At 70.6% G+C, this 15,129-nt stretch carries 10 protein-coding genes; 2 read left to right on the top strand and 8 right to left on the bottom strand.

Features of this window, described 5'->3' with window-relative positions:
- The first annotated feature begins 47 nt into the window (after positions 1-47).
- Positions 48-1,070: a LacI family DNA-binding transcriptional regulator gene (locus FDO69_RS20750; RefSeq protein WP_104781363.1), complete on the top strand. Its 1,023-nt coding sequence runs from the start codon at positions 48-50 to the stop codon at positions 1,068-1,070.
- Positions 1,071-1,255: 185 nt separating this feature from the next.
- A complete protein-coding gene (locus tag FDO69_RS20755; protein ID WP_104781364.1) occupies positions 1,256-3,307 on the top strand; it encodes a glycoside hydrolase family 31 protein in 2,052 nt (683 codons plus the stop codon).
- 106 nt (positions 3,308-3,413) lie between these two features.
- Here FDO69_RS20755 and FDO69_RS20760 read toward each other — a convergent pair whose 3' ends face one another.
- The 8 genes from FDO69_RS20760 to FDO69_RS20795 all read right to left on the bottom strand — a co-directional run bounded on the left by FDO69_RS20760 (position 3,414) and on the right by FDO69_RS20795 (position 15,019).
- Positions 3,414-4,034 (bottom strand): chorismate mutase, encoded by a 621-nt coding sequence (locus tag FDO69_RS20760; protein WP_104781365.1) that lies wholly within the window; start codon positions 4,032-4,034, stop codon positions 3,414-3,416.
- A gap of 35 nt (positions 4,035-4,069) precedes the next feature.
- Positions 4,070-4,783, bottom strand: coding sequence for a glycoside hydrolase family 12 protein (locus FDO69_RS20765; protein ID WP_104781366.1), 714 nt, complete (start codon positions 4,781-4,783; stop codon positions 4,070-4,072).
- Positions 4,784-4,825: 42 nt separating this feature from the next.
- Positions 4,826-7,015 (bottom strand): glycosyl hydrolase family 95 catalytic domain-containing protein, encoded by a 2,190-nt coding sequence (locus FDO69_RS20770; protein ID WP_104781367.1) that lies wholly within the window; start codon positions 7,013-7,015, stop codon positions 4,826-4,828.
- A complete protein-coding gene (locus FDO69_RS20775) occupies positions 7,012-8,991 on the bottom strand; it encodes a beta-galactosidase (RefSeq protein ID WP_104781368.1) in 1,980 nt (659 codons plus the stop codon). Before FDO69_RS20775 ends, FDO69_RS20770 begins: the two co-directional genes overlap by 4 nt.
- Entirely contained in the window at positions 8,988-11,198 is a 2,211-nt protein-coding gene (locus FDO69_RS20780; RefSeq protein ID WP_104781369.1) for a WD40/YVTN/BNR-like repeat-containing protein, read from the bottom strand. The genes FDO69_RS20775 and FDO69_RS20780 overlap by 4 nt, the downstream gene beginning before the upstream one ends.
- A gap of 126 nt (positions 11,199-11,324) precedes the next feature.
- On the bottom strand, positions 11,325-12,260 hold the full coding sequence (locus tag FDO69_RS20785; RefSeq protein ID WP_104781370.1) for a carbohydrate ABC transporter permease: 936 nt from the start codon (positions 12,258-12,260) through the stop codon (positions 11,325-11,327).
- On the bottom strand, positions 12,257-13,300 hold the full coding sequence (locus tag FDO69_RS20790; RefSeq protein ID WP_104781371.1) for an ABC transporter permease: 1,044 nt from the start codon (positions 13,298-13,300) through the stop codon (positions 12,257-12,259). The genes FDO69_RS20785 and FDO69_RS20790 overlap by 4 nt, the downstream gene beginning before the upstream one ends.
- A 27-nt stretch (positions 13,301-13,327) precedes the next feature.
- Positions 13,328-15,019 (bottom strand): extracellular solute-binding protein, encoded by a 1,692-nt coding sequence (locus tag FDO69_RS20795; RefSeq protein WP_104781372.1) that lies wholly within the window; start codon positions 15,017-15,019, stop codon positions 13,328-13,330.
- Between the last annotated feature and the right edge of the window lie 110 nt (positions 15,020-15,129).

Here is a 15,129-nt window from a genome sequence, read left to right on the forward strand (position 1 = left end):
CAGTTGCGCGCACTGTCGAAGCGCTTCACAAGAACTTGGAGAGCTGGATGGTCACCCTCGCCGAGGTCGCCCAGCACGCCGGAGTCTCGGCGAGCACGGTGAGCTATGTCCTCAGCGGCAAGCGGTCCATCTCCGCGAACACCCGGCAGCGGGTCGAGCGGAGCATCCGCGAGCTCGGGTACCACCCGAACGCCGGGGCCCGCGCCCTGGCCAGCAGCAAGTCGAACATCATCGCGCTCATGGTCCCGCTGCGCACGGACATGTACGTGCCGGTGATGATGGAGATCGCCATCGCCGTGGCGACCTCCGCCCGCGCCCACGGGTACGACGTGCTGCTGCTCACCGGCGAGGAGGGCCCCGACGCGGTGCGCCGTGTGGCCGGCAGCGGGCTCGCCGACGGCATGATCCTCATGGACGTCGAACTCGACGACGAGCGGCTGCCGCTGCTGCGCGCGACGGACCAGCCGTCCGTGCTGATCGGGCTGCCCGCCGATACCTCGGGGCTGACCTGCGTCGATCTGGACTTCCGGGCGACGGGCGCGCTGTGCGTGGAGCACCTGGCCAAGCAGGGGCACCAGGACATCGCCGTCATCGGTGAGGCCCCGGCCGTCTACGAGCGGCACACGGGCTTCGCCGAGCGCACCCTCGAGGGGCTCAGGTCCCGTTCCGGCGAGCTGGGCGTCCGGTTGCTGCACCGGCCGTGCGAGGGCGGGTACGACGCGATGGCGGTCACCCTCGCCCGGATCCTCGACGAACGCCCCGACACCTCGGGGCTGATCGTGCAGAACGAGTCGGCGATCGAGCCGCTGCTCGCCTTGCTGCGGCAGCAGGGCAGGGCCGTGCCGGAGGACGTGTCGGTGGTCGCGATCTGCCCCGACCAGGTCGCGATGCAGGCCTCGGTGCGGCTCACGTCGGTGGCCATCCCCGCCCAGGAGATGGGCCGGCACGCGGTGGACCACCTGGTCGCCAAGCTCGACGGGCGCGCCAGCGACGAGGTCGTGCTGATCGCGCCCGAGCTGACGGTACGGGGGAGCACGAGTCCGGCGCCGAGCCGGTCGCGGCACCGGTAAGCCCGACCGGGCACGCCCAGCAGCACCAGTACCGCCAGTACCACCAGGCCACGGCGCGACGGTCGTGGGCCCGACCGTCGGCAGCGCCCTTCCCCCACGCCTCGAACACCCCCACCCGCCTCGAACACCGCCCTCCTCTCAGGGCACCCCCATGTCCGCACTCCTCCAGGAGCACAGGAGCACGCGTGAATCAGCCTGCTGAAACCCAGCCCCAGGTGAGTCTGGCGCAGTCCTCCCCCACCGTCGGCACGTTCCGTGAGCGGGACGGCGCGCTGGAGTGGAGCGGCCGCCAGGAGACTGTCCGGATCGAGCCGTGGGGTCCGGACGCGGTCCGGGTGCGTGCCCGGCTCGGCGGCCCGGTCCTGGAAGGGCTCCCGGGCGCCCTGCTCGACGAGGCCCCCGCGACGCCGGCCACGGTGAAGGTCGAGGACGGCACCGGTCTGCTGACCGTCGGCGCGCTCACCGTCGAGGTGAGCGCCGAGGGCCTGATCCGCTTCCTGCGCACGGAGGACTCCGCCGAGATCCTCGCCGAGGACCGCGCCCACTTCTGGTGGCCCGGCTCCCGTCTCTACACGGCCGTCGGCAACGGCCACCACCGCCTGGAGCAGCGCTTCGCCGCCTACGACGACGAGAAGCTGTACGGCCTCGGCCAGCACCAGCACGGGCGCTTCGACCAGAAGGGCCTGGTGCTGGACCTGGTCCAGCGCAACGCCGAGGTCGGCATCCCGGTGCTGACCTCCAGCCGCGGCTACACCCTGCTGTGGAACAACCCGGCAATCGGCCGCGTCGAGCTGGCGCACAACGGCACACGGTGGGTCGCCGACTCGGCCCGGCAGATCGACTACTGGATCACGGCCGGCGATCCGGCCGGCGGCCAGCGCCGCTACAGCGCGGTGACCGGCCGCAGCCCGATGCTGCCGGAGTGGGCGGCGGGCTTCTGGCAGTGCAAGCTGCGCTACCGCACCCAGGACGAACTCATGGCGGTGGCCCGGGAGTACAAGCGGCGGGGACTGCCCATCTCGGCGATCGTCTGCGACTTCTTCCACTGGACGCACCTCGGCGACTGGAAGTTCGACCCGAAGGAGTGGCCGGACCCGGCGGCGATGGTGCGCGAGCTGGAGGAACTCGGCATCAAGCTGGTGGTGAGCGTCTGGCCGTCGGTGTCGCCGCTGAGCGAGAACCACCCGGTCCTGGAACAGCGCGGCTGGTTCATCGGCACCCAGTACGGGCCGATGGCGCACGCCGACTGGCCCGACAAGGAGGTCGCCTCCACGGTCCAGGTGGCCTTCTACGACGCCACCAATCCGGACGCCCGGGAGTTCGTGTGGTCGAAGGTGAAGGAGAACTACCTCGACCCGTACGGCATCACGGCGTTCTGGCTGGACGCCTGCGAGCCGGAGCTGAAGCCGGGCTTCCAGGAGAACCTGCGCTACTGGGCGGGACCGGGCCTGGAGGTCGGCAACGCCTACCCGGCGGAGAACGCCCGCACCTTCTACGAGGGCCTGCTCGCCACCGGTGAGGAGGAGATCATCACCCTCAACCGCTCGGCGTGGGCGGGCAGTCAGCGCTACGGCGCCGCCCTGTGGTCCGGTGACATCGGCACGGACTTCCCCACCCTGCGCCGCCAGATCGCGGCCGGCCTCAACACGGCCCTGTCGGGCATCCCGTGGTGGAACACCGACATCGGCGGCTTCCACGGCGGCGACCCGGACGACCCGGCGTACCGGGAGGTGATGGTCCGCTGGTTCCAGTTCGGCGCACTGTCCCCGCTGATGCGGCTGCACGGCTTCCGCGACCCGGGCATGCCGCTGGGCCCGGCGATGACCGGCGGCCCGAACGAGGTGTGGTCCTACGGCGAGGAGGCCGGGGCGATCCTGGAGCGGTACCTGCGGCTGCGCGAGCGGCTGAAGCCGTATGTGCTGGACGTCATGCGGGCGGCCCACGAGGAGGGTCTGCCGGTGATGCGGCCGCTGTTCCTGGAGTTTCCTGAGGATCAGGCGGCTTGGGGGGTCGACGACGCCTATCTGTTCGGGGCGGATGTCCTGGTCGCGCCGGTACTGACCGCTGGTGCGACGGCTCGTACCGCGTATCTTCCGGCGGGGGCCGTCTGGACCGACGCGTGGACCGGGGAGACGTACGAAGGTGGGGCCACGGTGACCGTGGAGGCTCCGTTGGACCGGATTCCGTTGTTCCTGCGGGACGGGGCGCGGTTGCCGATCCAGGATGTGCCGCGGTAGGTCGTGAGTCGGCTGCGGGCCGGTCGTGGCCGGTCGCGCCCACGCGGCGGAGCCGCAGATCGACACAGCCCCGCGCCCCTGAAGACAAAGGGGCGCGGGTGCCCTGTCAGTTGCGGCAGATCGAGGGCAGGGCTCGGATCAGGGCGCGGGTGTGCAGGGCGTCCAAGTGGTCCTCGTGGTGGACCTGGAAGGCGGCCAGGGCCAGTTCGGGGCGGCAGACGAAGGCGCCGCAGTCCGCGGAGGTGTCTGCGAGGGCTTCGACGAGCGCACTGGTGACCTGGTTGATCTTCTGCCGTACGACGTTCAGGTCCGGCTTGGTCGTCGGTGCCTGGCCGGGGTGGTCGGTCCAGCGCTGGAACAGGCCGCGCTGGACGACCTTGTTCGCCTCGATCTGGTCGCGGAAGATCACCCGGATCTCGTCCGGGTCGGCGCCGAGCTGCTGGGCCTGGGCGGCCACGTTGTCGAGGACCTGCTGTTCGCGGGCGGGGTCGTCGATGGGGCTGTCGGTGCCCCACTTGGCGGCGGCCACGAGGTCGGCGGTGGCCAGGCGCTCGGCGGCCAGATCGACGACGGAGTGCAGGGGGGACAGCGAGACGGCTGCGGCTCGGGGGGCCGCCGCGGTGCCGGAGACCGGAACCGCGACCGCGGAACCCGTCGCCGTGAGGACGACGGCCGCGGTCGCGGTCACGGTGATCAGGGCACGTCGGAGGGGGGCGGAGGTGCGCATGTCCCCATCAAACCCGACGTTTCCCTAAGATAAGGTCAACTGCTGTTCACGGTCAGGTTGTTGGTGGTGAAGTTCAGCCCGCCGGACGACGAGGTGACCTCGTAGCCGAACTGCACGTCACCGATCGTCTCGTTACCCATCCACTTCTTGGTGTCCTTGATCCACTTCAGGATCGACAGGATGTTCACGGTGCCGGAGCTGGAGTTGGAGGTGCGGATGAACGAGAACACCTCGTTGGAGCCGTTGGTGCCCTTGAAGACGTTCCAGGAGTGGCCGCCGAGGCTGACACTGCCCTGCGAGGAGCCGATCGGGCCGACGGGTCCGGTCTTGTTGACCCAGAGCATGATCTCGTAGTCGTGGTCCGTGTCCCAGATGTCGTACGAGGTGTTGTACGCGCCGGACGACGGGACGCTGACGTTGTAGCTGGAGGAGAGCGAGCCCAGCGAGGTGATCGACTTGTTGATCGCCTTCGTCTGGTTCGGGTAGGACTTGATGCCGCCGGTGTTGGGGTGGTTGGCCCAGATTCCCCAGTTGGTACCGGAGTTGGCCCAGATGCACTGGCTGCCGGCGCCGCCGCCCCAGATGTTGTTGTAGAGCGTGTAGCCGTTCAGGTTGGTCTGGCCCCACTGGTCGCAGGTGTTCCAGACGGCGGCGGAGGCGGGGGCGGAGGCGAGGCCGACGGTGGCGCCGAGGGCCAGGGCGGGAGCCAGCAGGGCCTTGGTGACCCTGCTCAGCGTGCTTGATGCCATGGTGTCCCTTCCATGGGTGGGGGGGTGGGGGGGTGGGGGGAACTACCACGTCCTCACGGTGAGGACGTGGTCTTCTCCGGCGACCAGGTGGAGGGATTCTGCGCCGGAGGAAGTCCGCAGTTCGACGCGGTGGGTGCGGCCCGGTCTGATGACGGCGGTGGCGCCGTCCCGCGTCCAGGTGAGATCGAGCTCGGCCCCGAAGCGGGTGCGCACCCCGCGCAGGGCGCCCTCGGGGTACGCCGCCGGCAGCGCGGGCAGCAGGACCAGCCGGTCGGGGGTCGACTGGACCAGCATCTCGATCAGCACGGCGGGCAGGGTGTGCGCGGCGTCGGCGTTGTAGACGTCGCGGCCGGGGTAGTGCGCGCTCATCAGGGAGGCGTGGAAGAAGTCGCCGTCCAGGACCTGACCGAGGGCGTGGGCGACACGGCCCCCGTCCCTGAGCCGGGCCGCGATCAGGGCGTGGTGCAGATGGCCGTGCGCGGAGTCGTTCTCGGCGCCGCGCAGTTCGAGGGCGCAGTGGGCGGCGGCGGCGAGTTCGGGGCTGTCGTAGGGGGTGATCTCGTCGAGCGGCCACACGCCGTAGAGGTGGCTGAGGTGGCGGTGGTCGTAGGAGTCCGTGAGGCCGGGCCACGCCCATTCGGCCAGGGCTCCGTCCTCGTTGATCCGGTGCGGCGGGAGCCGGTCGGCGAGGGCGTGCCAGCGGGCGGCGTCCGCAGTGTCCGGGTGGTAGGCCGCCGCCGTGCGCAGGGCGTGGCGGGCCGCGGAGAGGTCCATGGCGGCGTTGATCGTGCCCCAGCTCGCGTTGGCAGGGCGGTTCTCGGGCGAGTAGGAGGGCACGACGACGAGGTGGCCGTTCTCGTCGGTCCTGGTCAGGAAGTCCTCGTAGAAGACGGCGACTTCGGCGAGGGCGGCGGCGGTGCGCGGGTCGCGGGTGCCGTGGGTCTCGTCGTGGTCGACGAGCGGCTTGAGCAGCCAGTCGGCGCCGGCGGTCCACAGGTGGAGCGGGTACTCGCGGCTGAAGTGGTAGGAGTGGCCGGACTCGCCGTCGGTGTGGGCGGGGGCGACGACGCCTCGGGCGCCGAAGATCACGCGGGCGTTGTCGCGCCAGTCGGGCAGCAGGCGCTGGATCAGCTGCGCGTGGGCCTCGGTGATCTCGGGGAGGGCCGCGGCGGCGGACGAGGCGGTCTGGAGGTTGAGGTTGGCGTCGTTGGTGAACGCGCCCGACCAGGCCGTGTTCCAGTCGCCGGTCCACAGTCCGGTCAGGCGGGGCGGGAAGAGGCCGCTCGCGGAGAGCAGGTGGTAGCGCCCGGCGGCGAAGAGGCGCTCCACAAGGGCGGCGCTGCGTGGCTGCTTCAGCAGCTCCGAGCCCGGCAGGGCGCGGTCGGCGGGGTCGGCTGCGAGGTCGAGGGTGACGCGCTCGTAGGCGGTGCGGTGCAGGGCGGCGTGACGTTCGAGGAGCTCGTCGTGGTCGGTGGGCAGGTCGCGCAGGGCACGGCCCTCGGCGACCACGTCGAGTTCGCCGGTGTGCCGGTGCACCCGGGTGAGGAGCAGCACGGACCGGGCGCCCTCGATGTGCACGCCCGGGGGCACGAGGGTGGTCGTACCCCCGGTGACGACGATCTGGGTGACGCCGGTGCAGGCCCGGTCACTGTCGGGGTAGCGGGCGCGCAGGCTGAGCAGGGCGCCCTCGGAGGTGAGGACGGCTCCGTGACCGATGCCCAGTCGGGCGGGGGCGCCGGGCAGCCGGGGGTCGAGGTCGATGTCGAGGGTGAGGCCGGGTCCGGCGACGTGCTGGACGATGACGTCGTCGGCGCGGGAGACGAAGACGCGGCTCGCCCGGCCGGCGCAGGTCGTGCTCACCACTCCGGTGGTGAAGTCGACGTCCCGGCGGTAGTCGTGGCCGCCGTCCCGGGGCCCGGCCAGCCGGACCTGGAAGGCGGGGTGGAAGGGCTGCACCCACTGGAGGGGGCGGCCGTCCGTGAAATCCTCGGCGGCGGTCGTGTCGCCCGCCAGGAGGCGGTCCTGCAGCCCGGGCAGGCCGTCGGCGAGCTGCGGGGGCCGGGGGGCCCGGCCCCCGGGCCGCACCAGGGTGTGGTGCGTGACGACGACCCGCTCGGCGTGCGGAGGGCCGAACACCAGGGCGCCGTGCCGGCCGTTGCCGCTGAGGAAGCCGTCCTCCCAGCGGGCGGCCGGTCGCGGCTCCCAGGTGCCGTGGACGGGCGCGGAGGTCATGGCCGCAGCACCGCCGCCCCGTGGCGGCCGAGGGTGACCCGGTCGGTGACGTCCGTACCGGTCAGCAGGTCGTGGTGGGTGCCGGGCACCTCCACGGTCACCGGCTCGCGGCCGTGGTTGAGCACGAACAGCACCTCGCCCCGGCGTACGGCCTCCACCTGCTCGGGCAGGCCGTCGAGCACCGGCCGGACGCCCGCTCCGGCGGCGATCGAGGCCAGCAGGTCGCGCAGCGCCTCGGGCTCCGGGAGGGTGGAGACGTACCAGGCGCGGCCCTTGTGCAGGACGGCCGGCATGCCGTCGAGTTCGCCGCCCTTGTAGCAGGTCGTGTCGTCGGGATCGGCGGGCTCGATCTCCTCGGACCACAGCGTGCCCCGGAAGCTTTCGCAGGCCACGGTCTCCCCCGCGTCCAGCGGCCACCACTCGTGCAGCGTGCGGATGCCGAACAGTGCCCGCAGCCGGGCGTCCATGCCGCCGGGGCGCACCCGGTCGTCCTCGTCGGCGACACCCGTCTGGAAGCCGCAGACGAGGGTGCCGCCCTGCCGTACGTAGGCGAGGAGGTTGTCGATCGCGGCGTCCGTGAGGGCGTACAACTGCGGTACGACGACCAGCGAGTACCGCGTCAGGTCGTGCTCGGGGTGGGCGAAGTCGGTGGTGAGGTGCGCCTGCCACAGGGCCCGGTGCCAGGCGCGCAGCACGTCCGGGTAGTCCACCTGGCTGGAGAGGCGGCCGTCCTGGGCACCGGCCCACCAGGAGTGCCAGTCGTGCAGCACCGCGACCCTCGCGGTGAGGTGCCGGCCGGTCACCTCGGGGGCGATGCGTTCCAGGTCGGCGCCGAGCCGCTTGACCTCCTGGTACGTCCGGCCCTCCTCCCCCGCGTGGCTGACCATGCCGGAGTGGAACTTCTCCGCGCCCTGCCGGGACTGGCGCCACTGGAAGTAGCAGACGGCGTCGGCGCCCCGGGCCACGGCCTGGAGGGACCACAGCCGGTTGAGGCCGCGTGGCTTGGGGTGGTTCACACCCCGCCAGTTGACCGGCCCGGCCGCCTGTTCCATCAGCATCCAGGGCCCGCGGGCCTGGGAGCGGGTCATGTCCTGGACGAGGGCGCCGTGCTGTGCGCCGAGCGGATCACGCGGGTCGGGGTAGAGGTCGACGGAGACGACGTCCTCCTCCTCGGCCCAGCGCCACGCGTCCTGCCCGAACCACAGCGGCATGAAGTTGCTGGTGACCGGCAGGTGCGGGGTGTGCCGCCGGACGATGTCCCGCTCGGCGGTGTAACACTCCAGGAGCATGTCGGAGGTGAACCGGCGGAAGTCCAGGACCTGGCCGGGGTTGCGCATGTAGTGGGGCAGGCGGGGCGGCAGGATGCCGTCCCAGGTGTCGTAGCCCTGGCTCCAGAAGGCGGTTCCCCAGGCGGTGTTGAGGGCGTCGAGCGTGCCGTACCTCTCGCGCAGCCAGCGGCGGAAGGCGGCGGCCGCCTCGTCGCCGTGGTCGACGGTGCAGTACTCGTTGTTGATGTGCCACATGGTGAGGGCCGGGTGACCGCCGTAGCGGGCGGCCAGGTCCTCGGTGATGGCGGCGGCGTAGCGCCGGTAGGTGGCGCTGGAGTGCGAGAAGTGCTGCCGGCCGCCCCACCACTCGGTGCGGCCGTCCTCGGTGACGGGCAGGGTGTCGGGGTGCAGCCGGCCCATCCAGGGCGGGGGCGAGGAGGTGGGGGTGGCGAGGACGACGCCGATGCCGCTGTCGTGCATCAGGTCCATCACCGTGTCCAGCCGGCCGAACTCGCGTGCCCCCGGCTCCGGTTCGAGCGTCGACCAGGAGAACACCCCGAGGGTGACGGAGTTGACGCCGGCGTCCTTCATCAGCCGGACGTCCTCGTGCCAGGTCTCCTCGGGCCACTGCTCCGGGTTGTAGTCGCCGCCGAAGAGGAGCCGGCCCCGGGTGGCGTCGCTCAGCCCGGGCCGTTTCCCTTCGCTCATCGGACGGGTTCCCCGTACTGCACGCCGCGTCCGTTGGTGGCGATGTACACGCGGCCGTACACCCGCGGGTCCCCGGTGATGGCGGCTCCGATCCAGCCCCACTGATGGCGGTCGTCGTTGATCCGCGTCCAGGTCTTCGCCTCGTCGTCGGAGCGGTAGACGGCCGTGATGGTCTCCGTGGAGCCGACCATGTAGATCGCCGGGTAGGAGGCGCCCTCGGCGGCCTTGCCGAACCCGAGGGTGTACGAGGCCCAGCAGCTGCTCACCTTGGTGAAGGTCGCGCCGCCGTCGGTCGATCGGTACAGCCCGTTCCACTTGAGGCTCAGCCACAGGTCGCCGGAGCGCCCGGGCGCCGCGACCAGCTGGAACTCGCTGTCGCCGGAGTTCAGGCCGGTGGCCCGCGCGGTGAAGGTCTTGCCGCCGTCGATGCTGGCGTGGAGCGTTCCGGTGGTGGTGTCGAAGGCGTAGAAGCGGGCCGGGTCGACGGGGTCAGCGACCGGCGTGGCGCCCTTCGGGAAGGTGGCGACCTCGGACCAGCCGGCGCCGTTGTCCGCCGAGCGGTAGCCCGGGTTGGCCGTGCCGAAGGACCACAGCAGCACACTGCCGTCGGCGTTGGTGGCGATCGGGCCGGGCGCGGACTTGGCGACGTCCGGCTGAGCCTCGAAAGGGGCCCAGGTCTTGCCGCCGTCGTTCGAGAAGGCGCCGTTGCCGTGGTCGCCCCACCCGGCCCGGACCACGTACGACGGCTCGGCCGCTGCGAGGGACAGGCCCGTCGCCGAGCCGAACACGGGGTTGGACGCCATCCCGCGCGAGGGCGACGCCGTGAGCCGTTCGTGGTACATCACACCGACGTCCCCGCACCCGCTGAGCAGGTGCGCCTTGCCGGCCGGGGGCGAGATCAGATGCCGTGCGGACGCCTCCTCCACACCGCGGATCTGCGGGGCCCAGTGCCTGAGGTCACGGGTGCCGTAGAGGGTGGCGCCGGTGCCGTACACGACGTGCCGGGAGTCGAACGGGTCGAGCCCGACGGCCTGCATCCACCAGCCGAACTTGGGCTTGTCGGCGCCGAAGGTGAGGTACGGCGTCTCGGAGACGTCGAGGACGGCCCTTTCCTTGAGGGATGTCCAGGTGCGGCCGCCGTCGGTGGTCCGGTACACGGTGTCCACCAGCGACCAGCGGTTGTTGGTGGCGACCACGACGGTGCCGGGGCGCCGGGCGTCCACGGCGACACCGCCGTAGGCGAAGGAGTCGGTCCCGCCGTCGCCCGTGGGCCCGCCGGGCTTCACCGGCGTGACCTCGGTCCACTTTCCGGTCGTCGTCCGCAGCTTGTGGACGCTGCCGTCGGACTGGCCGTTGGGGCCGGGGGCGTCGCCGTAGGTGACGTACAGCTCGCGGGTGTGCCGGTCGTACGCGGCCCGGACCGGCACCTTGGCGGCGGTGCCGGTGGGCTGCCCGGGGACGGCCTGCCAGGTGGTGCCGTCGGACGTGCGGTACAGGCTGGGCTTGTCGGCGGTGCCGTCGGAGTCGCCCCAGCCGGCGTAGACGCTGCGGCCGGCGGCGACCAGGAGCGTGACGCCCTGGCCGGTGGCGCTGGGGGCGGCCGGGAAACTCATGGCCTGCCAACTGGCGCCCCGGTCGGTCGACTTGAGCAGTCCGTCGTGCCGGGTGCCCAGCCACAGGGTGTCGCTGTCCCGTGGGTCGACGAGCAGCCGTTCACCACAACCGCGCCCGTCCTCGTTGCCACCCAGCTTCACGGTGAGGTCGGTGCGCTGCCAGGTCGTCCCCCGGTCCTCGGACCGCAGCACGGCCCCGTTGCCGGCCCAGGACTGCGTGTAGGTGCCGAGGGCGAGGTAGACCCGGTTCGGGTGTGCCGGGTCGACGGCCATGGCCTCGACGCCGAGCAGGTTCCAGTCGTCCCAGCCGAGGTGGTCCGTCAGCGGGATCCACCGGTCGGTACGGTCGTCCCAGCGGTAGGCGCCTCCGATGTCGGTGCGCAGGTAGGCGAGGCCCTTGACGGAGGGGTGGAACAGCACGCCGGTGATGAATCCGGTGCCGCCCTGGACGGCGTTGCGCCAGCGGTAGCCGCTCGGCGCCTCGGGGGTTGCGGCGGCTCGGGCCAGCCCCTGGGTCAGCGGCAGGGACCCGGCCGCGGCAGCGACCGCGGTCCCGGCGAGAACGGCACGTCTGGAGAGGCTGGACGCACGCATGAGACACACCTCGTCGTTCTGAAGGGGAGGGGGAAGCGCCCTGAAGGGGCGCGGGGAACTGCGCGACCGGTCACCCGCTGTCCGCGGTCGCCGGACGACCGGAGCACCCCACCGGGTGGGCGCCGATCAACCCTTGACGGCTCCGGTGAGCATGCCCTTCTTGAAGTGCTTCTGGACGAAGGGGGAAAGCACGGCGACGGGCAGCAGGGCCATCACCATCACGGCCATCTGCACCGCCAGCCCGGACAGCTGACCCGTCTTGATGGCCTGCCCCAGTCCCACCGGGGCCTCCTGCTTCTGCACCAGCTGGATCATGACGTTCTGCAGCGGCATCATGTCCTGGTCGTTCAGGTACAGCGACGCGTTGAACCAGGCACTCCAGTACCCGACGGCGTAGAAGAGCGTGATGACCGCGATCACCGCCCGGGACAGCGGCACGACGATCTGCCAGAGGATCCTGAAGTCACCGGCGCCGTCGATCCGCGCGCTGTCGACGAGTTCCTGCGATATCCCCATGAAGAACCCGCGCAGCACGAGGATGTTGAACACGCTCACCGCACTGGGCAGGATGAGCGCCAGATAGGTGTCCGTCAGCCCGAGGGTCTGCACCAGCAGGTACGTCGGGATGAGGCCGGCGCTGAAGAACATCGTCGCCAGCAGCGTCATCAGGATCCAGCGGTGCCCCAGGGACCCCGTCCGGGAGAGCCCGTACGCGCACAGGACGGACACGGTCATCGAGAACAGCGTGCCGATCAGGGTCACGAGAAGGCTGATGACCGTGGCCCGGGTGACCTGGCCGCCGCTCAGCAGTTCCCTGTACGCGATGAAGGTGATCCCCTTGGGCACCATCACCAGCCCGCCGGCCTCGTCGATGGTCTTCCGCGACGACAGGCTCGTCACGACGACGATCCACAGCGGGAAGAGGATGGCGAGGCAGGCCAGGGTCAGTGCGAGGCCCTTGCCCGCGAGGCCGGCCCTGGACGGCTCCTCCTCCCAGGCGGGCCGCGGCGGGGCCTGCCAGCGGCCCGGCTTGCTCACGGGTTTGTCGATGACGGCGGTCACTTCTTGTACACCCCCTGCTCGCCCATGAGATGGGCCACCTTGTTCGCGACGAGGACCAGTCCGAGGCTCACGACACCCTTGATCAGACCGGCCGCGGCCGCGTAGCTGAAGTCCTGGTTGCGCACGCCGTTCCACCACACGAAGGTGTCGAGCACCTCCCCTGCCCCGGGCCCGACGGCGTCGCGCTGCAGCAGGATCTGTTCGAAGCCGACGGTGAGGGCGTCACCGACGCGCAGCACCAGCAGCAGGGCGATCACCGGGCGCAGCGCGGGGAGGGTGACGTGCCACATCCGGCGCCAGCGGCTCGCCCCGTCCATGGCGGCGGCCTCGTAGAGGTCGGGGCTCACCGAGGCGAGCGCGGCGAGGAAGACGATGATCCCCCAGCCGACGTCCTTCCAGATGCTCTCCGCGGTGATCAGCAGCGGGAAGGTCCCCGGGTTGGTCATGATGTCGAGACCGTCGTACCCGTTCTGCCGCAGCAGTTGGGAGAGGATTCCGGCGCCGCCGAAGAGTTGCTGGAAGACGGCGATGACCAGCACCCAGGAGAAGAAGTGCGGCAGGTAGAGCACGGCCTGCGCGACCGCCCGCACCCGGGGCCTGATCACGCTGTTGATGAGCAGCGCGAGCAGGATCGGGATCGGGAAGAACAGCACGATCTGGAGGACGAACAGCACCAGGGTGTTCTCGACGGCGTTCCAGAAGGCCGAGTCCCCGAAGATCCGCTGGAAGTTCTCCAGGCCCACGAAGGGACTGTTCAGAATGGAGACGGCGCCGTTGTCACTGATGTACGGGTCGTACTCCTGGAACGCGACGACGTTGCCGAGGATCGGTATGTAGTTGAAGAGCAGGATCAGACCCAGGGCCGGCAGGGTCATCAGAAGCAGCAGCCGGTCGCGTCTGAACCTGACCTTGAGGCTCAGCCTGCCCGTCGGGCGCTTGTCCGCGGAGCCGGTGGCACCGTCGGAGGCCACCGGACTCCCGGGGCGCGGAATCTTCGTGGTCGCCTCGGCACTGCTGCGAGGCACCGTGCTGTGGGACACGGTCTTCTCCTTGCCTCGAACGCCGGATCAGTTGGCCGCGCTGCCGTTCTCGTCGAGGATCTTCTGGTACCAGTCGCGCAGCTTGTCGCCGCCCTTGCTCTTCCAGTCGGAGACGAACTGCTGCATGTCGCTGATCTTCTTGCGGCCGCGGACGATGTCGTCCTCCAGCTGCTCGGCGTCGTTGGAGAGGTTCGTGTACCGGGCGGGCTCGGTGATCTGCATGCCCCAGAAGGAGGACTTCCTGGCGAAGGCGCCCATCCGCTGCTCCCACTCGACCTGCCCCTTGGCGACCTCGGGGAAGTCGGGGTGGGCGAGGGTCGCGGCGGGGCTCGCGACCATGACGTAGGCGTTCATCACCTCGTTGTTGCCCTTGTCGGTCTTGACGGGGACGCCGTCCTTGACGGTGTAGTGGGTGCCTTCGACGCCGTAGTTGGTCATCATGTACTCCTTGGTGCCGTACGGCGCCGCGGTGACGTTGGCGACGGCCAGCACGTCTCGGATGACCGACTCGGAGGCCTTCTTGCTGACGAAGGCGAAGATGCCGGCGGGCTGATCGGCCCACAGGGTGGGGTCGCCGCCGTCGTGGCCCCAGATGTCCATGCCCCAGATCTTGAAGTCCGGGTTCTGGGTGGCCTGTTCAGCGGTGCGGCCCCACCACTGGGAGATGTTGTTGGGGTAGATCAGGAACTCGCCCGCCGCGAACTTGGGGCCCGGGTCGGGGGCGTTCTTGCCCATCATGGAGTCGGGGTGGACGACCCCGGCGGCGACGAGCTTGCGGGACCACTCCAGCGCCTCGAGGAACTCCTCGGTCTCGATGCGGTTGACGAGCTTGCCGTCGACGAGGTTCCAGCCGAGTGGCTTCTCACTGCCCGAGAGCACACCGAAAGCCTGGAAGGCGGTCCACTTCATGTCCAGGCAGGCCCAACGCTTGGCCCTGGCGTTCGTGATCTCCTTGGCCAGGGCCATGAACTCGTCGCAGGACTTGGGGACTTCGTAGCCCTCCTTCTCGAAGATGTCCTGCCGGTACAGGGGCACCATGGAGGGGGCGGACGGCGCCGGCATCGGCAGGCCGCGCAGCTTGCCGCCGAAGATGGAGCGCCGCCATGCGTCCGTCGGGATCGCCGCGAGGTTCGGGTACTCCTTGACCTTGTCCCCGGAGAGGTAGGGGCCGAGGTCGGCGAACTTGCTGATGATGGCGCTGGGTATCTTGCCGCCCATGTTCCAGCCGGGGACCACCACGACGTCCGGGACGTCGCTGGAGGCGAGGACCGCGCCGAGCTTCTGGTCGTAGGTGTTGCCGTCCTGGTTCTGCCAGAAGACGTCGACACCGATCAGGTCGTTCATCGCCTTGTAGTAGGCGTTGTTCTGCTTCGGCGGCGAGCCCCAGAACGGCGCCATGACGGTGACCTTGCCGCCCTTGCCGAGCTTCTTGGACACCGAGGTCTTCAGGCCGGCGAGGTCGAGCTTGCGGGTGAACCCGAGCGCGGAGCCGTTCTTGGACGGGATGTCCGGCGTCACCACGTTGCTGGCCACGTACGCCGGGAGGAGCTTCTTGGCGTCCTTGCCCGACGTGGTGCCGTCCCGCGACCCGCCCTCCGACCCGCCGCACGCGGCGAGCAGGGGCATCCCGCCCGCCACGGCCGCGGTGGCGACCGCCGTGGAGGCGAGGAAACTTCTCCGGCTCGGTCCGGAGGAGGCGGAGGCGGCGTTCGGCGTCATTGCGTCAACCCTTCATGGCGCACCAGGACACCCGGCGGAAGGCCGTCGGCTGCGGTGTCTCGAGTGGAACTGGCTGAGCAGAAGCGGAACTTCGACCAGAGGGGCCTCTG

It is taken from the genome of Streptomyces tibetensis (genome assembly GCF_007655005.1).
Classification (GTDB): domain Bacteria; phylum Actinomycetota; class Actinomycetes; order Streptomycetales; family Streptomycetaceae; genus Streptomyces; species Streptomyces tibetensis.

What these genes read in the sequence shown, in the direction of transcription:
- FDO69_RS20750 (WP_104781363.1), top strand. Translation starts at nt 48, where the DNA reads ATGGTCACCCTCGCCGAGGTCGCCCAGCACGCCGGAGTCTCGGCGAGC.
- FDO69_RS20760 (WP_104781365.1), bottom strand. Translation starts at nt 4,034, where the DNA reads ATGCGCACCTCCGCCCCCCTCCGACGTGCCCTGATCACCGTGACCGCG.
- FDO69_RS20765 (WP_104781366.1), bottom strand. Translation starts at nt 4,783, where the DNA reads ATGGCATCAAGCACGCTGAGCAGGGTCACCAAGGCCCTGCTGGCTCCC.
- FDO69_RS20770 (WP_104781367.1), bottom strand. Translation starts at nt 7,015, where the DNA reads ATGACCTCCGCGCCCGTCCACGGCACCTGGGAGCCGCGACCGGCCGCC.
- FDO69_RS20775 (WP_104781368.1), bottom strand. Translation starts at nt 8,991, where the DNA reads ATGAGCGAAGGGAAACGGCCCGGGCTGAGCGACGCCACCCGGGGCCGG.
- FDO69_RS20780 (WP_104781369.1), bottom strand. Translation starts at nt 11,198, where the DNA reads ATGCGTGCGTCCAGCCTCTCCAGACGTGCCGTTCTCGCCGGGACCGCG.
- FDO69_RS20795 (WP_104781372.1), bottom strand. Translation starts at nt 15,019, where the DNA reads ATGACGCCGAACGCCGCCTCCGCCTCCTCCGGACCGAGCCGGAGAAGT.